This window comes from Siminovitchia terrae (genome assembly GCF_003605405.2).
In the GTDB taxonomy this organism is placed as follows: domain Bacteria; phylum Bacillota; class Bacilli; order Bacillales; family Bacillaceae_C; genus Siminovitchia; species Siminovitchia terrae.
In genome coordinates this window covers 105,619-127,717 of sequence record NZ_QYTW02000013.1, presented here as the reverse complement: position 1 = coordinate 127,717, position 22,099 = coordinate 105,619, and the positions used below count along the sequence as shown (strand labels likewise).

The 22,099-nt window shown below is 39.0% G+C and carries 13 protein-coding genes, 13 tRNA genes and 1 rRNA gene; 23 read left to right on the top strand and 4 right to left on the bottom strand.

What is annotated here, in order from left to right; translation table 11 throughout:
* Position 1 precedes the first annotated feature (1 nt).
* The 21 genes from rrf to D5F11_RS13850 all read left to right on the top strand — a co-directional run bounded on the left by rrf (position 2) and on the right by D5F11_RS13850 (position 16,627).
* Positions 2–117, top strand: a 5S ribosomal RNA gene (rrf, locus tag D5F11_RS13950).
* Positions 118–128: 11 nt separating this feature from the next.
* Positions 129–203, top strand: a tRNA-Asn gene (locus D5F11_RS13945).
* A 2-nt stretch (positions 204–205) separates the two neighbouring features.
* A tRNA-Ser gene (locus tag D5F11_RS13940) sits at positions 206–298 on the top strand.
* Between the two features lie 29 nt (positions 299–327).
* Positions 328–402: transfer RNA gene (locus D5F11_RS13935), tRNA-Glu, on the top strand.
* Positions 403–411: 9 nt separating this feature from the next.
* Positions 412–485, top strand: a tRNA-Met gene (locus D5F11_RS13930).
* 22 nt (positions 486–507) lie between these two features.
* A tRNA-Asp gene (locus tag D5F11_RS13925) sits at positions 508–583 on the top strand.
* A 27-nt stretch (positions 584–610) separates the two neighbouring features.
* A tRNA-Phe gene (locus D5F11_RS13920) sits at positions 611–686 on the top strand.
* A gap of 19 nt (positions 687–705) precedes the next feature.
* Positions 706–790 (top strand) — tRNA-Tyr (locus D5F11_RS13915).
* A 5-nt stretch (positions 791–795) separates the two neighbouring features.
* A tRNA-Trp gene (locus tag D5F11_RS13910) sits at positions 796–869 on the top strand.
* Positions 870–875: 6 nt separating this feature from the next.
* Positions 876–950 (top strand) — tRNA-His (locus tag D5F11_RS13905).
* A gap of 31 nt (positions 951–981) precedes the next feature.
* A tRNA-Gln gene (locus tag D5F11_RS13900) sits at positions 982–1,053 on the top strand.
* Positions 1,054–1,056: 3 nt separating this feature from the next.
* Positions 1,057–1,131: transfer RNA gene (locus tag D5F11_RS13895), tRNA-Gly, on the top strand.
* Positions 1,132–1,136: 5 nt separating this feature from the next.
* A tRNA-Cys gene (locus D5F11_RS13890) sits at positions 1,137–1,210 on the top strand.
* 12 nt (positions 1,211–1,222) lie between these two features.
* Positions 1,223–1,306, top strand: a tRNA-Leu gene (locus tag D5F11_RS13885).
* Between the two features lie 160 nt (positions 1,307–1,466).
* On the top strand, positions 1,467–1,697 hold the full coding sequence (locus tag D5F11_RS13880) for a hypothetical protein (RefSeq protein WP_126646594.1): 231 nt from the start codon (positions 1,467–1,469) through the stop codon (positions 1,695–1,697).
* Positions 1,698–2,607: 910 nt separating this feature from the next.
* Complete coding sequence (locus D5F11_RS13875) at positions 2,608–2,865, top strand: hypothetical protein (protein WP_126646593.1); 258 nt, start codon at positions 2,608–2,610, stop codon at positions 2,863–2,865.
* Between the two features lie 814 nt (positions 2,866–3,679).
* Entirely contained in the window at positions 3,680–13,750 is a 10,071-nt protein-coding gene (locus D5F11_RS13870) for an isopeptide-forming domain-containing fimbrial protein (RefSeq protein ID WP_126646592.1), read from the top strand.
* Positions 13,751–13,963: 213 nt separating this feature from the next.
* The gene (locus tag D5F11_RS13865) at positions 13,964–14,164 is read left to right on the top strand and encodes a hypothetical protein (protein WP_120116755.1); all 201 of its coding nucleotides are present in this window, start codon (positions 13,964–13,966) and stop codon (positions 14,162–14,164) included.
* A 67-nt stretch (positions 14,165–14,231) separates the two neighbouring features.
* Positions 14,232–14,831: a YpjP family protein gene (locus D5F11_RS13860; RefSeq protein ID WP_120116756.1), complete on the top strand. Its 600-nt coding sequence runs from the start codon at positions 14,232–14,234 to the stop codon at positions 14,829–14,831.
* Positions 14,832–15,114: 283 nt separating this feature from the next.
* Positions 15,115–16,278, top strand: coding sequence for a response regulator (locus D5F11_RS13855; protein WP_120116757.1), 1,164 nt, complete (start codon positions 15,115–15,117; stop codon positions 16,276–16,278).
* Between the two features lie 106 nt (positions 16,279–16,384).
* Positions 16,385–16,627, top strand: coding sequence for a hypothetical protein (locus tag D5F11_RS13850; RefSeq protein ID WP_120116758.1), 243 nt, complete (start codon positions 16,385–16,387; stop codon positions 16,625–16,627).
* Positions 16,628–16,646: 19 nt separating this feature from the next.
* On the opposite strand, the gene D5F11_RS13845 is transcribed toward D5F11_RS13850, so the two are convergent.
* The 4 genes from D5F11_RS13845 to D5F11_RS13830 form a co-directional block, all read right to left on the bottom strand.
* Positions 16,647–17,198 (bottom strand): GNAT family N-acetyltransferase, encoded by a 552-nt coding sequence (locus tag D5F11_RS13845; protein WP_120116759.1) that lies wholly within the window; start codon positions 17,196–17,198, stop codon positions 16,647–16,649.
* A 177-nt stretch (positions 17,199–17,375) separates the two neighbouring features.
* Positions 17,376–18,026, bottom strand: a complete 651-nt coding sequence (locus tag D5F11_RS13840) for a TetR/AcrR family transcriptional regulator (protein WP_120116760.1) — start codon at positions 18,024–18,026, stop codon at positions 17,376–17,378.
* 776 nt (positions 18,027–18,802) lie between these two features.
* On the bottom strand, positions 18,803–19,507 hold the full coding sequence (locus tag D5F11_RS13835) for an aspartate/glutamate racemase family protein (RefSeq protein WP_120116761.1): 705 nt from the start codon (positions 19,505–19,507) through the stop codon (positions 18,803–18,805).
* A 102-nt stretch (positions 19,508–19,609) separates the two neighbouring features.
* The gene (locus D5F11_RS13830; RefSeq protein WP_120116762.1) at positions 19,610–20,299 is read right to left on the bottom strand and encodes a GntR family transcriptional regulator; all 690 of its coding nucleotides are present in this window, start codon (positions 20,297–20,299) and stop codon (positions 19,610–19,612) included.
* A 349-nt stretch (positions 20,300–20,648) separates the two neighbouring features.
* Here D5F11_RS13830 and D5F11_RS13825 point away from each other — a divergent pair, with 349 nt between their 5' ends.
* Positions 20,649–21,347: a GNAT family N-acetyltransferase gene (locus D5F11_RS13825; protein ID WP_120116763.1), complete on the top strand. Its 699-nt coding sequence runs from the start codon at positions 20,649–20,651 to the stop codon at positions 21,345–21,347.
* 65 nt (positions 21,348–21,412) lie between these two features.
* Positions 21,413–21,910, top strand: a complete 498-nt coding sequence (locus tag D5F11_RS13820) for a GNAT family N-acetyltransferase (protein WP_120116764.1) — start codon at positions 21,413–21,415, stop codon at positions 21,908–21,910.
* The last annotated feature ends 189 nt before the right edge of the window (positions 21,911–22,099 follow it).

Sequence of the window (22,099 nt, the reverse complement as noted above, 5' to 3'; positions counted from 1 at the left end):
GTCTGGTGGCGATAGCGAAGAGGTCACACCCGTTCCCATCCCGAACACGGAAGTTAAGCTCTTCAGCGCCGATGGTAGTGAGGGGCTTCCCCTTGTCAGAGCAGGACGTCGCCGGGCGATTACATTATTCCGCAGTAGCTCAGTGGTAGAGCTATCGGCTGTTAACCGATCGGTCGTAGGTTCGAATCCTACCTGCGGAGCCATTGGAGAGCTGTCCGAGCTGGCCGAAGGAGCACGATTGGAAATCGTGTAGGCGGCTACCGCCGTCTCAAGGGTTCAAATCCCTTGCTCTCCGCCATACTAAGCATTAAGCAAAATTATTAAGATGGCCCCTTGGTCAAGCGGTTAAGACACCGCCCTTTCACGGCGGTAACACGGGTTCGAATCCCGTAGGGGTCACCATTATATTATCGCGGGATGGAGCAGTCTGGCAGCTCGTCGGGCTCATAACCCGAAGGTCGCAGGTTCAAATCCTGCTCCCGCAATTTTTTTACAAAATGTTTCAAAGGTCCCGTGGTGTAGCGGTTAACATGCCTGCCTGTCACGCAGGAGATCGCGGGTTCGATTCCCGTCGGGACCGCCATTCCTATTAAAGGAATTGATGAAAAAAGGCTCAGTAGCTCAGTCGGTAGAGCAAAGGACTGAAAATCCTTGTGTCGGCGGTTCGATTCCGTCCTGAGCCACCATTTAATAAATATTAGCTGTGGTGGGGTAGCGAAGTGGCTAAACGCGGCGGACTGTAAATCCGCTCCCTCCGGGTTCGGCGGTTCGAATCCGTCCCCCACCACCATTTACAGGGGCATAGTTTAACGGTAGAACAGAGGTCTCCAAAACCTCTAGTGTGGGTTCGATTCCTACTGCCCCTGCCAATCACGGCGGCTATGGCGAAGTGGTTAACGCATCGGATTGTGGCTCCGACATCGTGGGTTCGATTCCCACTAGTCGCCCCATTGAATATATAGTATAATGAAGATATATTAATGGGCTATAGCCAAGCGGTAAGGCAACGGACTTTGACTCCGTCACTCGTTGGTTCGAATCCAGCTAGCCCAGTATGCGGAAGTAGTTCAGTGGTAGAACACCACCTTGCCAAGGTGGGGGTCGCGGGTTCGAACCCCGTCTTCCGCTCCAAAATTGGCGGCATAGCCAAGTGGTAAGGCACGGGTCTGCAACACCCTTACCACCGGTTCGAATCCGGTTGCCGCCTCCATATTTATATTATGCCTGAGTGGTGGAACTGGCATACACGTTGGACTCAAAATCCAATGCCCTCACGGGCTTGTGGGTTCGAATCCCACCTCAGGTATACCGAATGAAAACAGACGTGACCAATAGGTCCGTCTGTTTTTATTTTTTTTTCTATATCAATATACCAATTATGGTATTTCCTTATTAATTTTACACATTTTCCTAATAACAAAAATAATGACGTAATGCCACATCTATATCTGCAGGTAGAATTCATTTTGAAATATAAATATATAGAAATCTGTTTGTATAGAAGGGGCTCACACAAGTTTGGCGTAGCTTGTGTACATACAGCATTTAACTTGATTCAGCAGAAGTCTCCCACTTCTGTAAGTGGTGAGATGAATGCCTATTGGTATTCTATTCAGTGGGGGTTCAAACCCCGGCTGAATAAAGTTAAAGCCTCCGACGGATGCCACAGATTTTCAGAGGAAATTTATCGAGCTTAAGCTCGATAAAATCTGGGCGCAAATACGCCAAGGCGCATTTGATGATAAGAGGGGATAAGCTCCCTGGACTAAACACCTATGACCTGTTCATTTTCATTCAAAGTGAGAATTTCAAAGGTTGTTTCTTCTTAACCTCCTGTTACAAAGGAACAATTTACTTCCTGATAGGATTAATAAACATAAGAACTGTACCAACAGCCGAAATTTATATCTTATTTCCATATTAAGAACCATATGAATCAAGTAGTTTAGAAACAGGACTAAAGTGACAACAGTTTTAATGCATACACTTGTTATGACCACCTGATTAACTCCAAAGAAAAACCTACCTCCCTTTTAATAAAGAAGTAAGCATGCGAACCACATTAAACTTCTTCCTACAGATACATCCAGAAACAATCTTCTGTAAAGATTAGAGATTATCCCAACTATGCAATTTCCAAGTTAAAGGATTTGTATTGAAGAATCCCATATGATTGATGTCCTCCCACTTCATTTTTAAAGCGAAATTCCTTACTATTGCCCCCGAGATTTTGATATTCATGAAGAAACAAAATATCGTGGTTCTTGACCATATAGTGTGTTCAAAACAAACTTAGTCACATCAATTAGCGAAGTAGCTGCGAAATAATACTTCATTAAATATTAAGAACTTATCTATTCAGGATCTGAAAAAGGCATGTCTAAAGAGCTACTTAAAGCAATATAACAAGTATAAATTTTTCAATGTTGTTACTAGCCTAGATACAGAAGATGTGAAGAATTTCTTTCAATTACTATGGCTATAAAAAAGCTCAGTACGATGACAAATATCAATTTTAAAATCTGGTACTTAAGTTTCTGGCAAATGCGATTTTAACTTCATTCAGCAGAAGTCTCTCACTTCTGTAAGTGGTGGGATGAAGGCATATTGGTATTATTCCATTCAGTGGGGTTCAAACCCCGGCTGAATGAAGTTAAAGCCTCCGGCGGATGCCACAGGTTTTCAGAGGAAATTTATTGGGCGCAAATACGCCAAGGCGCATTTGATATATGCCAAGACTATATAGATCGGCTTTATACGACTCCTTTCCATAGGCTAATGTTTTGCTTCCAGTTGATACATTTCCGTGTGGGACACACGAATTTTCTGACAGGTATTGCTCTTATAATAAGGCAGGCGCGTTAGTGGCTTCCTTTTCTTCATTTTCATTTTTGGATATCTATCTATATTTTTCATAATACGCTGCATCACTTTATGATTGTTAGCTTTCTCATTCTATAGGTGTGAGGTAAAGCTTGCCAATCCTATATTTAATTATTTTCTCAGAGCTAGCACTTATCTCCTTCTTTCAACGCTAAAAGGTGAAACGAAAGAATTCCCCAAATCCCTGCATTATTCACAGATGATTTCTTTAATCCCCCAAACTGCACACTTATTTCTATTTATTGTAAAACGTTTTTCGGCTAGCAAATTCCTCACTCATATTCAAGACATCATAAGAATATTGTTTCCCGACAAGAAACGATTAATTTTTCCATTCTGATGCAAGCGTATCAAGCTTTGATTCGACTTTTGTTTTTAATATTCTCGAAATATCTTTGCCTTTGTACAAAATCTGTACAGTTTTTGTACAGATTGTCGAATTATAATTTAACCAGATATTAGTAGTTTTTCCATTCCTCCAAGGTTTTTTTTTCGAGTTAAAATTCGATATATTGAAAATGGAATTCGTTATAAAGATAATTTATCCTATGCCTTTTATCACTGCGAGACTCAATATTTATTTTTATTTGATTATTTTGTAATATATTTATGGTTATTTCTTCCTTATTTTATAATAAATTGAAAATGAGGAAGAATTTTATTGTATAATCGCTTCGATTTATAGAATAAAAAATAACACTGTGGCAGAAGTAAAAAGGAAGTTTTTAAGGAGGTGATCAATGGTGTAAAATTTTTGATTATTCGTATGTTTAAAATTTAATTTGGAGGTGGAAAATTGAGTCTCGCAATTTCCAAAAGATTAAAGGCAGGATTTAAAAAATCCATTATATTTTTTGCGATGATTTTGGTAACTTTAAACGGAATGCTTCCTTCGTTTTCTACGCCAGTCCAGGCTGCAGAAATAGAAACAACAGAAGCTATAGAACAGCCAAATGTCTCGAAGGATATTGATGGGGAAGAATCAAAGGAAATACCAAAGGGAGAAGACTATAACTACAATGTAATCGTTGAACTTCCAGAAAGTGTATCAGGCTATGAATCTATAGAAATATTAGATGATCTTGATAAGCATTTAGCTGTTCAGGGTACAGCAGTTCTAATAGATGAAGAAGAGAACGATACATACACAGTAGTTGTAGATGGTCAAAAAGTTTCCCTGGAATTAACGAAGGAAGAGCTGGAGGAACTTGCAGGCAAGGAAGTAAAGCTGCAAATCACGACACAAGTGAAAGAAGATGCGGCGATTGCAGATAAAATTGAAAACGTTGCACAAATCGTGATAAACGACGATCTTGTCATGGAAACGAATCCAGCAGTTGTCACGCCGATCGAGATGGTTAAGGAGAAACCAGATAGTGAAGCTAAACAACAAAGTGAGTCTCAAGAAGAAAGTGAATCTCAAGAAGAAAGTGAGTCTCAAGAAGAAAGTGAATCTGTAGATGATGTTGCTAAAGCAAAAGAGACTGACTCAGAAGCGTCTACAGAAAAAACTAATACAAAAAGTAAAGCTTCTGTTACCAATGCTGAAACAGGGTTTAACTTTAACACCACCGACACTTATATAAGTGTCACATCATATAACGGTAAGCCGGGACCCTGGTTGTTGCAGATTGATGGCCATAATCCATCAGCAGGGATCAAAGCTGAAATACATTTACTTTCGGTGGCTGGCATCGACTCTATTGCCATGTCCAATGATGGAACAGAGATCTATGGAATTGAAGGTAACAATAATTCATTTATTTATAAAATTACCGAAGACGGTAACGCAACAAAACAAACATTAAATATGCCAAGTGAATTGACAACTTTCACTCCGCTAGGTGCAGGAGCAATTGATCCAATCACAGGGCACTATGCTTTATTTGTTAAAGATGTAACAAAGAAACAGTCTCGTATTATATTGATTGACCCAAATACAGGGAATGTGGTAGATAGTAGTATCAATCCAAATAACCGATTAAACTTACGTGATAATGTTTTTGATGATAAAGGTAATATGTATTATATCGATGCCACAAATGAAGAATGGGTGCGCTATGATCGTGATACGGGGAAAGAAACAGTATTTGGACGGGTTGGTAATATACCTCTTACTACCCCAGGACATGGAGCAGGATTAAGTTACTTACCTTCTAATGAACTGCTTATTGCGTTCACGCAAGGAGATCTCTTTGTTTCCGATCCAAAAGACAATATTGCGAAAAAACTCGTGAAAATTCCAAATATTAATTTCCTTACTGATGCTGCATCAGCTGTTTTCCCAAATTTTTATACTGAGCTGAATGTAGAGAAATTTGCCAATGGAAGCAAAGAAACAGGTTCTGTCAATAATAATGACGCGATCGAGTACAAACTCGTGGTCAACAATACTGGAAATCTACCCGCTGACAATGTCATCTTAACGGATAAAATTCCAGCAGGAACAGAGTATGTCGCAAATAGTACGAAATTAAACGGGAAAGCTGTTGCCGATATTGATGGTCAAAGCCCGTTAGTAAAAGGGTTAAAGATTAAATCGCCGGCGGAGAACGCAAGCGAAGGCGTAATACTCGTAGGTGAAGAAAATGCAGCAACTATCACCTTTCAAGTGAAAGTAAAGGATGATGCTGCAGCTGGTTCCGAAATTGTAAACCAAGCAACCGTCACTTCATCTGAATCAGATGAAATCAAATCCAATGAAGTTATAAGTAAGATTGAAGAATCAATCGATCCACCAGACGCCTGTGCAGCACCAGTGGCTCTGATAAATGGTAGTTTTGAGGAACCGCCATTTTCACCTGATGATCCGCGTCTGACAAAAAGGACTGGATGGTTTGATGCTCCTCAGGCTGCTGTTCCAGGATGGAAGACAACAGATAGATCAGGGTTATTTGAAATTATGAATAAATCTTTGGGTGATGAAATCCCACCAGGGCACCCATATGCAGCTTTGAAAGTTACTCCAGCACATGGGCAACAGTTCGCGGAATTGAACAGCCGAGAAGCGGCACAGCTTTATCAAGATGTAGATACGACACCAGGACAAACGATTTATTGGCGCTTGGCTCACAAAGGTCGTGATGGCCAAGATACAATGGCGTTAAAGATAGATTCAGCCACTGTTGATCCGAAAAACCTGAAAACTATTCAAACAATGACGAGTGGTAAAGAAGCATGGAAATATTATTCTGGGTCATATGTTGTTCCAGCAGGACAAACGAAAACTCGCTTTGGTTTTGAAGCAGTTTCCAGCGCAACGGGTTCAAATGCAGCAGGAAATTTCCTAGACGATATCTTCTTAGGTACCGAACCGTGTGTGACGGCTGAAAAAATGGTTAGCCCTAAAGGCGATGTATTTGCAGGTGACGAATTAACCTATGAAATGACCGTTAAAAATTCCGGTGGTGACGTTGCTGCAAATACTGTCATTGAAGACGCAATTCCAGAAGGTACGGAATATGTCCCTGGATCCATGAAAATTTTAAATGGTCCGAAAGCGGGAGACCTAACGGATGTGGAAGATAATGATGCAGGTCATTTTAACGGTGAAAAAGTCATCTTTAAATTAGGGGACTTACCGAACACAACCACATTACCTGACGGAATGACCGTTCAATTTAAAGTGAAAACTTTGTCCAATCATGCAGGCAAAGATGTGGACAACAAAGCACAGGTCAAATATAAAGACTTGCTAAAAAATGAAGAAAAAGAAATTGAAACAAATGAAACAAAAACACCGATTAAGTATAAAGATCCTGTCCTGGAATCAGAAAAATCCGCTAAGTTGCATGAAAAAGCGGATGGAAACCCAGATAAGGATCATCCTGAATCGGGAGATACGCTTCTTTACACGATTCAAACACGGAACACGATCGAAAATAGTCCCGTGAAAAATCTGGTCATCTCGGATACGATTCCGGGAGGATTGGAATATGTTCCGGGTACGCTGACAGTAGATGGTAAAAAAGTCAGTGATGAGAAAGATGATGATCAAGGCGAGTTTGTCGATAATAAAGTAACCGGAAAGTTTGGGGATGTAACCGACACCGAATGGCATACCATTACATTCAAAGTGAAGGTGAAGGAAGGCCAAGCTGGTAAAACGATTAAAAATACTGCGACTGTCACTGGCGACAATCTGGACAAGCCAGACAAGCCAGAGACTAGTATTGTTGTGTATCCGCTTGACCCTCCAAGTGGTGTTTGTGGACCAACTGTCTCGCTGATTAATGGTAGTTTTGAGGGAGGACCTGCGAGGGGTTCCGCTAATAATGAACCATACATGTTCTTGGAATCTGAAGTGCCGGGCTGGAATACTACGGACGATAGTCAAGGCGTGAAGATCATAGAAATATGGGACTATAAACAAGGATATCCAGCAGGAGTAGTAAATCTTTACCCCGCTCCACCAGATGGAAATCGATATGCAGAATTGAATGCTTACGATAATGGTTTGTTATACCAAGACGTGAAAACAACACCAGGCCAAACCATCTACTGGAGATTATCTCATATGGGACGGGCAGGAGTAGATACGATGCAGCTTCGTATTGGACCTGTGACGAATAATCCATATGATACCCCGGTTATAGAGCAAATGTCAGATGGCAACACAAAATGGGGAAACTATACAGGAACTTACACTGTTCCAGCAGGGCAAACCATGACAAGGTTTGGATTTGAAGCTGTTTCTACTGCTAGTGGAAACTTAGGGGCCGGGAACTTCTTAGACGACATTTTCCTTGGTACTGAGGCTTGTATTACAGCGGAGAAATCGGTAAGCCCTGAAGGCGATGTATTTCCAGGGGATGAATTAACCTATGAAGTTACTGTCAAAAATGCAGGCGGAGACGTTGCTTCAAACACAGTCATAGAAGACGCCATTCCTGAAGGTACAGAATATGTGCCAGGATCAATGAAAATTTTGAGTGGTCCCAAAAAGGGTGACGTAACAGATGAGAAGGATAGTGATGCAGGTCATTATACTGACGGAAAAGTAACCTTTAATATAGGGGATTTACCGAATACAAATGACTTGCCTGACGGTGTTACTGTTCAATTTAAAGTAAAAGCTTTGTCCGATCATGCAGGAAAAGATGTCATTAACAAAGCACAAGTCAAACATAAGAATTTGTTGACAGGTAAGGACGAAGAAACGGAAACAAATGAAACAAAAACACCGATTAAGTATAAAGATCCTGTCCTGAAATCAGAGAAGTCAGCAACGATTAAAGAAAAGGGAGAGGGCAATACAGACAAGGATAATCCAGAAGTCGGTGACACCCTTCTCTACACAATCAAGACGCAGAATACCAATAAAGACAGTCTTGTGAAAAACTTAGTGATTTCGGACGAAATTCCTGAAGGCCTCGAGTATGTAGCAGGCAGCTTGAAAGTAGATGATGAATCTGTTACAGATGCCAAAGACGATGACAACGGTCATGCGGTGGATGGCAAAATTTCAGGTCAATTCGGTGACATCAAAGGTACAGACTGGCATACATTGACATTCGAAGTTAAAGTCAAAGCCGGTCAGGCTGGTATGGATATCAAAAATATTGCTACTGTTAAAGGGGATAATATTGATAAACCAGATGAGCCGGAAGAAGAAGTAAAGATTTACCCACGTGAACCGAAGCTGGAGTCCGAAAAATCAGCCACAAACGCTGAAAAAGGCAAAGAGAAATTCGAAGTGGGCGACACGATTGTTTACACAATCAAAACGCGCAACAAAGTATCTGATAGTTTAGTAAGCAACCTGACGATTGAAGATACACTTCCAGCAGGTTTAGAATTAATCGCAGATAGCTTAAAAGCAAGCCATGGCGGCACAGTGGAAGAAAACAACGGTGTCATCACGGCTAAGTTTGGCGAAGTGACGGATACGGAGTGGCGTACGGTCACCTTCGAAGCAAAAATTAAATCAGGTCAATCTGGTAAGGATATTAAAAACACCGCTAAAGTAACGGTTGATGAAATTGAAGAACCTGAGGAACCAACAACAACAGTCAAGGTCGATCCAAAGGAACCAAAGCTAGAATCGGAGAAATCTGCGAAACTGGAAGCGAAAGCTGATGGCAACACAGATAAGGACAATCCGGAAGTTGGAGATACTCTTCTCTACACGATCAAGACCAAAAACACCATCGCAGACAGTCTTGTGAAAAACTTAGTCATTTCGGATAAAATTCCGGAAGGACTAGAGTATGTGGCAAGCAGTCTGAAAGTCAACGGTACATCTGTCACAGATGCCAAAGACGATGATAACGGTTATGCAGTTAATGGTGAAATTGCTGGACAATTTGGCGATATTGAAGACACCGAGTGGCATACACTTGAATTCCTAGTGAAAGTCAAGGAAGGCCAAGCAGGTGCTGATATTAAAAATATTGCCACCGTTAAGGGTGAGAATATTGATAAGCCAGATGAGCCAGAAGAAGAAGTAAAGATTTACCCACGTGAACCGAAGCTAGAGTCCGAAAAATCAGCCACAAACGCTGAAAAAGGCAAAGAGAAATTCGAAGTGGGCGACACGATTGTTTACACAATCAAAACGCGCAACAAAGTATCCGATAGTTTAGTAAGCAACCTGACGATTGAGGATACACTTCCAGCAGGTTTAGAGTTAATCGCAGATAGCTTGAAAGCAAGCCATGACGGCACAGTGAAAGAAAACAACGGTGTCATCACGGCTGAGTTTGGCGAAGTGAAGGATTCGGAGTGGCGTACGGTCACATTCGAAGCGAAAATCAAATCAGGTCAATCTGGTAAGGATATTAAAAACACCGCTAAAGTAACGGTTGATGAAATTGAAGAACCAGAGGAACCAACAACAACAGTCAAAGTTGATCCGAAGGATCCAAAACTAGAATCGAAGAAATCCTCGAAACTGGAGAAGAAGGCAGAAGGTAATACAGATGCTAAAAATCCAGAAGTAGGCGACACGATTCGTTACACGATCACAACGAAGAATACAATCGAAGACAGCTTGGTCAAAGATTTAGTGATTTCGGATACGATTCCATCCGGTCTGAGCTATGTAGCAGGCAGCCTCGAAGTAGATGGTCAATCTGTTACAGATGCGAAAGACGATGACGCTGGCCATGTGGTAGACGGCAAAGTCACCGGCAACTTTGGAAATGTAACGGATACGAAAGACCATACAATAAGCTTCTTGGTAACGGTAGACAAAGGCCAATCCGGCAAAGATATTAAAAACATTGCCGTCGTTGGTGGAGAGAATACCGGAGATCCAGATGAGCCGGAAGAAGAAGTAAAAATCTATCCAAGAGAACCAAAACTAGACTCGAAGAAGTCCTCGAAACTGGAGAAGAAGGCAGAAGGTAACACAGATGCCAAAAACCCAGAAGTCGGCGACACGATTCGTTATACAATTACAACGAAAAATACAATCGAAGACAGCTTGATCAAAAATTTAGTCATTACGGATACGATCCCATCTGGTCTGAGCTATGTAGCAGGCAGCCTTGAAGTAGATGGTGAGTCAGTTACAGATGCCAAAGACGATGACGCTGGTCATGTGGTAGACGGCAAGGTCACTGGTAATTTTGGTGACGTGACAGATACGAAGGAACATACGGTCAGCTTCTTAGTTACGGTAGACAAAGGCCAATCCGGCAAAGATATTAAAAACATTGCCGTCGTTGGTGGAGAGAATACCGGAGATCCAGATGAGCCGGAAGAAGAAGTAAAAATCTATCCAAGAGAACCAAAACTAGACTCGAAGAAGTCCTCGAAACTGGAGAAGAAGGCAGAAGGTAACACAGATGCCAAAAACCCAGAAGTCGGCGACACGATTCGTTATACAATTACAACGAAAAATACAATCGAAGACAGCTTGATCAAAAATTTAGTCATTACGGATACGATCCCATCTGGTCTGAGCTATGTAGCAGGCAGCCTTGAAGTAGATGGTGAGTCAGTTACAGATGCCAAAGACGATGACGCTGGTCATGTGGTAGACGGCAAGGTCACTGGTAATTTTGGTGACGTGACAGATACGAAGGAACATACGGTCAGCTTCTTAGTTACGGTAGACAAAGGCCAATCCGGCAAAGATATTAAAAACATTGCCGTCGTTGGTGGAGAGAATACCGGGGATCCAGATGAGCCGGAAGAAGAAGTCAAAATCTATCCAAGAGAGCCAAAGCTAGAATCGAAGAAGTCCTCGAAACTGGAGAAGAAGGCAGAAGGTAATACAGATGCTAAAAATCCAGAAGTCGGCGACACAATTCGTTACACAATTACAACGAAAAATACAATCGAAGACAGCTTGGTCGAAAAGCTAGTGATCACGGATACGATTCCATCCGGTCTGAGCTATGTAGCAGGCAGCCTCGAAGTAGATGGCAAACAAGTAACAGATGCCAAAGACGATGATGCTGGTCATGTGGTAGACGGCAAGGTCACAGGCAACTTTGGTGACGTGACGGATACGAAAGCACATACAGTAAGCTTCTTGGTGACGGTAGACAAAGGCCAATCCGGCAAAGATATTAAAAACATTGCCGTCGTTAGTGGAGAAAACACCGGAGATCCAGATGAGCCGGAAGAAGAAGTAAAGATTTACCCACGTGAACCGAAGCTAGAGTCCGAAAAATCAGCTACAAACGCTGAAAAAGGCAAAGAGAAATTCGAAGTGGGCGACACGATTGTTTACACAATCAAAACGCGCAACAAAGTATCTGATAGTTTAGTTCAAAACTTAACGATCACTGATAAACTTCCAGCTGGTCTCGAATATGTAGCAGACAGCCTGAAAGTAAGTCATGAAGGTACCGGGAATTTCAAAGGTGGTACCATCACGGCGAACTTCGGTGATGTGAAAGATACGGAATGGCGTACCGTCACTTTCCAAGCAAAAATCAAATCTGGTCAGTCTGGTAAAGAACTTAAAAACATTGCCGTTGTTGATGGTGATAATATAGACAAGCCAGATGAGCCAGAAGAGAAAGTGACAGTCGATCCGAAGGATCCTACTCTCCAATCGGAGAAATCTGCGAAACTGGAAGCAAAAGCTGACGGTAACAAAGATAAGGACAACCCAGAAGTTGGGGATACGCTTCTTTACACGATTAAGACTAAAAACAAGATCGAAGACAGCCTAGTGAAAAACTTAGTGATTTCGGATGAAATTCCAGAAGGACTTGAGTATGTAGCAGGCAGTTTGAAAGTAGATGGCCAATCTGTCACCGATGCGAAAGACGATGACAAAGGCTATGCGGTAGACGGGAAGATCGTAGGTCAATTTGGCAACATCAAGGATACAAACTGGCATACAGTAGAATTCCTTGTAAAAGTCAAGACTGGTCAATCCGGCAAAGACATTAAAAATATTGCCACTGTAGATGGTGACAATATTGACAAGCCAGATAAGCCAGAAGAAGAAGTACAAATTTATCCACGCCACTCTGTTCTAGAATCTGAGAAATCAGCTTCGAACTTAGAGAAAGGCAAAGAGACATTCGAAGTCGGCGATACGATTGTCTACACAATCAAAACGCGCAACAAAGTATCCGATAGTTTAGTTAAAAACTTAACGATCACTGATAAACTTCCAGCCGGTCTGGAATATGTAGCAGACAGCTTAAAAGTCAGTCATGAAGGTACCGGGGATTTCAAAGATGGTACCATCACGGCGAACTTCGGTGATGTGAAGGATACGGAGTGGCGTACAGTTACTTTCCAAGCAAAAATCAAGTCTGGTCAATCTGGTAATACCATTGAAAATATTGCCATCGTTGATGGAGATAATATCGATGAGCCAGATGAGCCAAGCGAGAAAGTGACAGTCGATCCGAAGAATCCTACTCTCCAATCAGAGAAATCAGCGAAGCTGGAAGCAAAAGCGGAAGGCAACAAAGATAAGGAGCATTCGGAAGTCGGCGATACCCTTCGTTATACGATTAAGACCCAAAATACGATCGAAGACAGTCTTGTGAAAAACTTGGTGATTTCCGATGAAATTCCGGAAGGACTTGAGTATGTAGCAGACAGCCTGAAAGTCGATGGTCAATCTGTCACCGATGCGAAAGACGATGACAAAGGCTATGCGGTAGACGGCAAGATCGTGGGTCAATTCGGCAACATCAAGGATACAAACTGGCATACAGTAGAATTCCTTGTAAAAGTCAAGTCCGGCCAAGCAGGCAAAGACATTAAAAACATTGCCGTAGTTGACGGAGACAATATTGACAAGCCGGACAAACCGGAAGAAGTAGTACAAGTATATCCGCGCCACTCCGTTCTAGAATCTGAGAAGTTAGCCATGAACCTGGAGAAAGGCAAGGATACATTCAAAGTCGGTGACACGGTTGTATATACCATCAAGGCCCGCAACACTGTATCTGATAGTTTAGTTGAGAACTTAACGATCACTGATAAACTTCCAGCAGGTCTCGAATATGTAGCAGACAGCTTGGAAGTAAGTCATGAAGGTACGGGCGAGTTCAAAGATGGTACAATTACAGCGAACTTCGGTGACGTGAAGGATACGGAATGGCGTACAGTTACATTTAAAGCAACTATCCAATCCGATCAATCTGGAGAGACCATTAAAAATATCGCTACTGTAAGCAGTGATAATGTTCCAGATCCAAATTATCCAGAAGCGAAAATCGATGTTGATCCAAAGGATCCAGCACCGAAACCAGAGCCGAAACCGAATCCAGATCCAGGGGTAGATAACTCTGGCGGTAAAACCCCTCCTCCTAAAACCGAAAAAGAAGAGGGTAAAAAATTACCGAATACCGCTACTAACATATTTAACTATGGATTGTTAGGTATTGTCGTAGTTCTAGTTGGATTATTAGCACTAAGAAGACGAAAATCGAGTCGAGATTAATTGAAAGAGAAAACTACCTCCAGTACGATTCGTACTGGAGGAAGTCTTCTCTTTTTTAGAAGTTAGATTAGACACTTCCTAATTCGAAGGGGATAGGCACTTTCATAAAGCCTCCGTAGAAATATAACTAGATAAATGGAGGAGAGGGTTTATGGCTATAGGATTTATTTTACCTCTATTCAGCAGATGTCTCCCACATTTGTAAGTGGTGAGATGAATGCCTATTGGTATTCCATTCAGTGGGGGTTCAAACTCCGGCTGAATAAAGTTAAAGCCTCCGGCGGATGCCACAGATTTTCAGAGGAAATTTATCGAGCGGAGCTCGATAAAATCCGGTCGCAAATACGCCAAGGCGCATTTGATGTAGTTGGGTACTTGGCATTGCCTTCGTCTTATTTTTGGCTATCGGAATAAGTGATCATTAAAAGATTCATGATCCCTGATGAAAAATTAGCTGGAGTTTGAAATAGGGGGATTGGTTATGAAACTTTGGTTGAGAAAGATATCTGTTTTTCTAGTTGCCATTATCACTTTAGGATTGTATATCCCGTCAGTTGATTCGAATATAACGATCAATGAAGATAAGGAAATCTATTCTCCGAAAAGAAACATAAGAGAAGCAGAAAATGATAAACTTCTTGGCTCAGATACAGAAGTTAAGGAAGATTCGGTTTTTCCTGACAACGCCATTGATATTTTCACTAGTAAAGCGAAGGAACAAGCGATAGTGAAAATGGGCCCGAGAATTTTACAGCAGGTGGAAGATGATTTCACGAGTATGATTTTACCGGCAATGGAAGAGATTCTAACATTAATGCTTGTTGAAGCAGGACAAGATCAAGTGGCGTATTATACGATTACCGAGCAGCCTGCCGGCGGGTATGGAGAAAAAATATTTCATTTATATGATTCACGAAATCAAAAGGATGTAGCCAGATTTCATGTTAGGCGCGAAAAGCGACCATTAGAGGGGTACTGGTTTAATTTTCATTACCATTTAAGCAACGATCATTTTGAAGAACACCATGAAATAGGGGAGATTTATTGGTCCAAAGACGATCCTCCGAAATGGATGACTTAAAGGATTACATGTGAAGGGATAAAACGAACAAAAAATCCAGAAAAATCATAGGTATGTGAAATATCCCTGTTAGTAGTTTCAAGGATTACTCGTCTTAAAATGGATGGGGAATCATCATTTCTATATATAAGGTGTTAGACAAATACAATAGAAAACAACAATATCTCAAATACGCTATATGCAGGTTTTTTTACATGTTTATTTATTTTCAATAGCATGCACTGCCTTCGTCTAGACCATACCTTGGTTAACTATTGGTGCGTTGTAAAGAGGGGGGATTAAATTGCGGACAATATTAATCGATCAGGATTTATTAATGCTTGAAATACTAGAAGACATGTTGCAAGAAATCGAAGGGGTACAAGTTATTGGGAAGTTCACTAATCCTCACCAAGGATTGATAGAAATCATTAGGGTGCAACCAGATATTGTCTTTCTTGATATCGAAATGTCTGAGATAAGCGGGCTGGATTTAGCCAAAGAAATAAAAGAAACATTCCCAGACATGAATATTGTTTTTGTTTCCACTTATAAGCAATATGCTGTTTGGGCATCTAAGCTTCAAATAACTGATTATCTTGTAAAACCTTATCGTGGAGAAGCACTCAATGAAACCATAATCAGCCTGCGGTCAAGAAGGGGAAGTATGAAAACAACGTTGGCCCGTCAGATGGTATGCTGTTTTAAAAAATTACAATTTAAATACTATGGAAGGAATTCAGAGGTGATAGATGTAAAATGGAGAACGCCAAGCTCAAGAGCACTGTTCGCGTTTCTTATTCATCACCACGGTCATTTTATACGGAAAGATGCATTGTTAGAGCATTTTTGGGCGGGTGAAGAGGTAAAAGATGGATATTCAAAGCTTTATTCCACGATTTATCAAATTAGAAAAACGTTAAAATCCGTCGGTTTCAATATTACAATCACCAATTCTAAAAGTAGTTACAGGCTGGAACTAAATGATGTGCTGCTGGATATTGAAGAGTGGGAACAAGGGATAGAAGAATTTCCTTCTGTAAATGAAGATACCATATCAAAACATAAAGAAATATGCAATTTGTATAATGGGGACTATCTGGAAGAAGAAAATTATTTGTGGGCAGAAAATAAAAAGAGTCGAATGAGGATTCAATGGTCACATTATTTGAAAAAGGTTGCGAAATATTATCTTTCAACAGAGAACTACTCTGAGGCTATTATCCTGTATTTACAAATACAAGAGGCGCTGCCCTTCAAGGAAGAAAGTTATTTTGTATTAATGCAGCTATATGATTCTTTTGGAGACCGGTATTCAGTTGAAGCCCAGTACAGCTTATTAAAGGATATGTTACATAAAGAGTATTGTTCCGAGCCAAATGAAATGGTTCAAAATTGGTATCAAACATGGAAAAGCAGGCGGTCAAGGGAAGAATATAAAGTCGAGGAACTCGTTCATTCAAAATAGCAGTATCAGTATGAGTAAGTCTCCAAAAAAGAATGAGATTGAATATTATTTAGTTTTTACATAATGTAGGAAGAACACGCCGATTATTATTCGGAGTTCTATAAAGATGAAAGAAAAGATGAAAAATAGAATTTCTACACCAGAGAATAAAAAACAGACGTTTCCAACTAAACTGCACCTCCAATTGTACAGTTTCACAATTGGAGGTGCAGTTTTTTGTGGCCAAATTTACAATAGAACAGAGTTGCTACAATCCATTTATGATGAACACCAAGGGCGTTATGACTACTGCCGTATTCGGGATGAGGGGCTTATCTGCGTGGCACTTTCAGAAACAGCCTTATGTTAAAGAATAAAAATAGGGTGAACTATGCATTTCTTTTTTGCAGCTCAAAGTATTTGTCTTGAAGAAGCCCCATATGAATGATGTCATACCACTTACCTTCTCTAAATAGACTTTCTCTACTATTTCCCTCTTTTTGAAAACCCATTTTTTTATATAAATGAATGGCTCTGTCATTAAATGAAAATACTTTAAGGGAAACTCGGTGTAGATTCATTTCGTAAAATACATAGTCCAGAAGTAATTTAAATCCCTCGGATCCATAACCTTTGCCCCAATATTCCTTTTCGCCAATGTCAATAATACATTCAGCATTTCGGTTTTTATAATCAATGTTGATTAATGATATAATGCCAATTGGTGTTTCATTTCTTTTTTCAATCATGATATAACTCTTGGCGGAAAGTGACCCCAAGATAACTTGATCTACAAATTCTCTAGTTGCTTCCATCGGATAGACATCTAATGATGGATTGGTGGAGTGCATAACCTCCATATCATTTCTCCATGTATGATAAAGGTCTGTATCTTCCTTTGTCATTTTTCTTAATCTAACTCTTGATGATTCAAACAACATAACGTTGCCCTCCTTATTATCAAATGCGCCTTGGCGTATTTGCGCCCAGATTTTATCGAGCTTAAGCTCGATAAATTTCCTCTGAAAATCTGTGGCATCCGCCGGAGGCTTTGACTTTATTCAGCTGGGGTTTGAACCCCCGCTGAATGGAATACCAATATGCCTTCATCTCACTACTTACTGAAGTGGGAGACTTCTGCTGGATGAAGTTAAATGTACTGGATTAATTATCTTTTCTAAAGAAAAAAGTAAGACGAATAATTGATCTTTAACTTTTGTTTGCTTGTGTCCCAATTGAAACGTGTCCAGCATTAAACCATCTATAAATGAAATGATATACCTGGCAATAGAATGAGTAGACTGTTGTGGCCTAAACTCTCCTTTACGAATCCCTTCATTTAACACCTTTTCAATAGCTTCAGCAGTTTGATTGTAGCGTTCAGAAATGTAAGGGAAATTATTTTTATTCTTCACATACTTAGATGATAAAAAAAATTCTGCCTTTGCAAAGAGCAATGTTTGATCAATCGCTTCAATATGAGACTGCTGTTCTTCAACCCACCGTTTTAATTGTGGCCACAAAGGACCTTCATCAGATGGTACAAAATACTGAACATCTTTTTTGTCATCATCTTTTAAGACTTCGATAAAAACATGATCAATATTATCGAAATAACTGTAAAATGCTCCTCTGGAGATTCCGGCTTCATCCATAATATCTTGCATTGATGTGTGTACATATCCTTTTTCGATAAACACCTTCTTGGCTGCTTTTATCAATTCTTTTCTTTTCTCATTTTTATATTCTTCGCTAACTTTTGGAGCCATAGAATCACCTCCTTCATGAAACTATACACTAGTGTCGTTTTAATGTTTTAATTATACCGACACTAGTGTATAGTTTCAAACTTATTGTATTAAAATGATGAGGTTCAATAATTAATCTTTAAATAATTGTTCTTTTGATTGAAAGTCATTTTATGGAGGCACTAGTGGTAGGCAGTTATTAGTTTTGGAAGGATATAGGGTTTTTTGGAAAAGGTACTTGTATCCAAAAAGACCATGTATACGGGACAAGGGAAAAAAGAGATATTGTAAAAATTTGCAAACAAGAGGAAAAAGAAAAAATTAAAAACAGGGAAATTCCGACATAAACTCGTTCCTTTATTTTAAAAAAATTTTTTGGGGTTTTTCCCAAAAAGATCCGATTTTCACTGATTAGGCTAATTGTTTTGAAACTAAAGTTCATATGCTTGCGATGATCAATGAAATATTGGTAAAACTAACATTGACCGGATTCCAATTTGCATATAGGGGGATATGGAGAGAGGATGTTAATAGTTTCCCTAAGGGGAGAGAAATAGAACCTTTTGTTTTATCGATATTAGATGTAAAAACAGTGCGGAATATTTGATGACACAATGATTTTTTTGTATTTCTTATTTTCTGTACTGTTTTTTGCAACGAGTTACTTAACCTTTTAAAATTTGAAGAGAGGAATATTTAATCGAACGGTAGTTGTCTGGTTTGAAAAACAACATAGATATAAGAGCTCCCAAATAGCCTAAAAGGCATTTGGGGGCTCCTCTTTATGTCAATTTTACTCATGAACCACTACAAGAATCATTGTTTTGGATATGGTTTAGTACCGCCTCAACATGTAAAGTCATTGTATCTAAGACATAAACAGGACAAAATTCCTGCTCGATTAATAAGGGCAATTCGGTACAGCCAAGTATGACTCCATCGATAGTATAGTTATTTATGATCTCCAGCATTCTATTTCTTGATTTATCCGTAATTATATTTAAAACTAGTTCATCAAAAATAATTGAGTTAATCTCGTCTTGTTCTTGAGCACTCGGAACAAGAAGTTGAATACCGTTCTTTTCAAATAACTCAGCATAGAACGTCGATTTCATTGTATATTTAATCCCAGTTAATAATACCTTTTTCATATTATGTTTGACAGCATTTCTTACAGTTTCTTCTGCAATGCTAATCATTGGTACACTTGCTTTAGATGATACAATATCGAAAACGGAATGTGGTGAATTTGCTGCCATGATCATTACATCTACACCGGATTTTTCCAGGGAATTAATACTTTCGGAGATATATTCTATGTATTCTTTTTTTCGATTTTCATTCTCTAAGTCCGTAAAATATTGAAAATCTAGACTATGAATTTTTATTTCCGGATAATAATAATCTTTATTTCTCTTATAATAGAGATCAATAATTTTCTCATAATATTTAATGGTTGAAGCTGGACTAATCCCACCGATAATGCCAATTGTCTTTTTCATTACACACAGCTCCTTTTTAATTTTAAAAATTAAATTATTGAACGAGTCATTAATACCGAGCTCTACAAGTGCTTTCTTGCCACATCTAAAAAATTATTCCTCTTAGCGGTTAACATTTTCGTTTTTAATTAAATGATTTTGAATTCTTTCCAATCCTTTTTTCCAATTTTGTTCAATATATTCAAGCGTTAAATTTAAATTGTTTTGTTTCAATGCATCGATAATTTGTTCGTGTTCCACAAACGATATATGAGCATCCTCTATTTTGTCGTAATAATAAAGTTCAATCCTTTTTAGCTTATGTTTTAGATTTGTTAGTATTTTTTTTAACTCTGCATTAAGTGAAAGAGAAATAGGAATCGCATGAAACTCGGTGTCTTTCTTTAAAGCAGTAAGATAATTTCCTTCCTTGATAGAAAGATACATTTCTTGATTTACATTCATCATTTTTTCAAGATGCTGATCGGTGATTTTTGTATATATTTCCTCTATGACTAGTTTTTCAAGAGTATAAGTAATCGAATAATAATGTTTAATTTCTTGATACTTGATCGGAGTCACAAATGTAGAACTGTTAGCTTTTGTTTGCACAAAACCTTCATTTTCAAGACGAAGAAGTGCTTCTCTAATTGGCGTTCTGCTAACACCAAGTTGTTCAGAAATCTCTTTATCCCGAATTTGTTGATCAGCTATTAATTTTCCAGTAACAATCCAATCTAATAATATATCGTACACTTCATCACGCATAAATTTACGTCTTATTTTTTGCCCAGTACTTTCGAATGTATTCATTGTTTTTCACCAACTTAAATATATTAAATGTAATATATCAGATACTGATAACAAGTTCAATTTATTTTTGCGTCAGTCCCGAGGTAGTACTTGTCACCTGAAAGGAATATTTGTCTTGTGTCATCTCTCGAGAGCATTTTGCCTATGAGTACGAAACAAGAAAGGGGGAAACAAAATTAAATAGTATTTATGATAATTCGTGGGAGAAGCACTGATAAAATATAAGTATGCACTTTGTAGTAGGTATTAAAATAATCATAAACTGTCCCTCTTATCATTCCCAATTTTGTACCTTCACTAGGGACAACTTATAAATTAAAGTATGTATATATTAGAAGGAGGGAACTATATGAAAACAAAAGTAAATGAATTTAACCAACAGATTGGTGAAGAGATTTTAGCATGGGAAAAAAGAGAATTTCCTTCCAAAATTGAACATGTTGGCAAGTATACCATCTTAGAAAAACTTTCGAAAAAACATACTAAAAAACTTTTTGAAGCCTATCAACAGAATGTCGATCATAGTAACTGGACTTACTTAATATATGAACCTATTAATGATATGGCAACATTTGATAAATTTGTCGATGATTGCATGAATCATAGTAATAGATTTTATTATGCGGTTCTAGAGAAGGAATCAGGAAATCCCCTCGGATTGTTTTCTTTAATGAGAATTAATCAAAAGGACGGTGTAATTGAAGTTGGAGATGTAAATTTTTCAGATAAAATGAAAAGAACGAGAATTGCAACAGAGGCTCATTATTTACTAGCAAAGTATGTTTTTGAGGAACTGCAATATAGAAGATATGAATGGAAATGTGATGATCTGAATGTTCCCTCTAAAAATGCTGCCAATAGACTTGGTTTCAAATATGAAGGAACTTTTAGAAGGGATATGATTTATAAAAATCGACTGAGAGATACTAGTTGGTTTTCCATGTTAATAGAAGAGTGGCCGAATCGAAAAAGGGCACTGCAGCAATGGTTGGATGAAAAAAATTTCGATAGTAAAGGTAACCAAATTAAACAGTTAAAAGATTTCTGAAGTAAACATTAAATAGCTATTTCATTTCAATGGCGATGTAGTTCACGAGAGGGGTTATAGACGAAATGATTTCTTTAAGAAATGTTCAAACTACAGATTTAAAACAACTGTTAAATATTGAAAATGAAGGGTTTTTAATTGAAGAAGCTGCCACGAAAGAAGCATTTGTGGAGAGGATTCAGTTGATACCTGATACCTTTATTGTGGCAGAAAAGGAGGGGGAGATCCTTGGTTATATTAATGGCCCTATCATTAATCAAACATATATAACCGATGACCTTTTTGAGAAAATCAAAGAGAACCCGAAAATAGGGGGATATCAGAGTGTTTTAGGGTTAGCTGTGTCCAAACAGGCTAGAAATCAAGGAATTGCAAAAATTTTGATTGAGAAAATGGAAGAGCTTGTAGAGGAAAATGAAAGAGAAGGAATCACGTTAACATGCAAACGGGAATTAGTTACTTTTTATGAAAAATTTGGATTTGTTAACCATGGCATTGCTGAATCACAACATGGAGGAGAACGCTGGTATAACATGGTCAAATTAAGAGAGGGTATGGATTGATCCTTTTACCTTGAAGCGGATATAGGTGACGCCTACTACTAAGCCGGAGCAAGAGAATAAACGAAAGCTTCGGGAAGATTCATCTCTTGCTCTCATATATAAGGTATTTCGAAGTTGAAATTTTTAATCTTTAAAAACCCGTTTGTTAAAGTATGTACTTAAACAAACGGGGGGTTAGTTCAATAAGAA

Coding starts and splice junctions, on each gene's coding strand:
- D5F11_RS13865 (WP_120116755.1), top strand. CDS start 13,964: ATGAATGCCTATTGGTATTCCATTCAGTGGGGGTTCAAACTCCGGCTG.
- D5F11_RS13860 (WP_120116756.1), top strand. CDS start 14,232: ATGAAACTTTGGTTGAGAAAGATATCTGTTTTTCTAGTTGCCATTATC.
- D5F11_RS13850 (WP_120116758.1), top strand. CDS start 16,385: ATGAAAGAAAAGATGAAAAATAGAATTTCTACACCAGAGAATAAAAAA.
- D5F11_RS13845 (WP_120116759.1), bottom strand. CDS start 17,198: ATGTTGTTTGAATCATCAAGAGTTAGATTAAGAAAAATGACAAAGGAA.
- D5F11_RS13840 (WP_120116760.1), bottom strand. CDS start 18,026: ATGGCTCCAAAAGTTAGCGAAGAATATAAAAATGAGAAAAGAAAAGAA.
- D5F11_RS13835 (WP_120116761.1), bottom strand. CDS start 19,507: ATGAAAAAGACAATTGGCATTATCGGTGGGATTAGTCCAGCTTCAACC.
- D5F11_RS13830 (WP_120116762.1), bottom strand. CDS start 20,299: ATGAATACATTCGAAAGTACTGGGCAAAAAATAAGACGTAAATTTATG.
- D5F11_RS13825 (WP_120116763.1), top strand. CDS start 20,649: ATGAAAACAAAAGTAAATGAATTTAACCAACAGATTGGTGAAGAGATT.
- D5F11_RS13820 (WP_120116764.1), top strand. CDS start 21,413: ATGATTTCTTTAAGAAATGTTCAAACTACAGATTTAAAACAACTGTTA.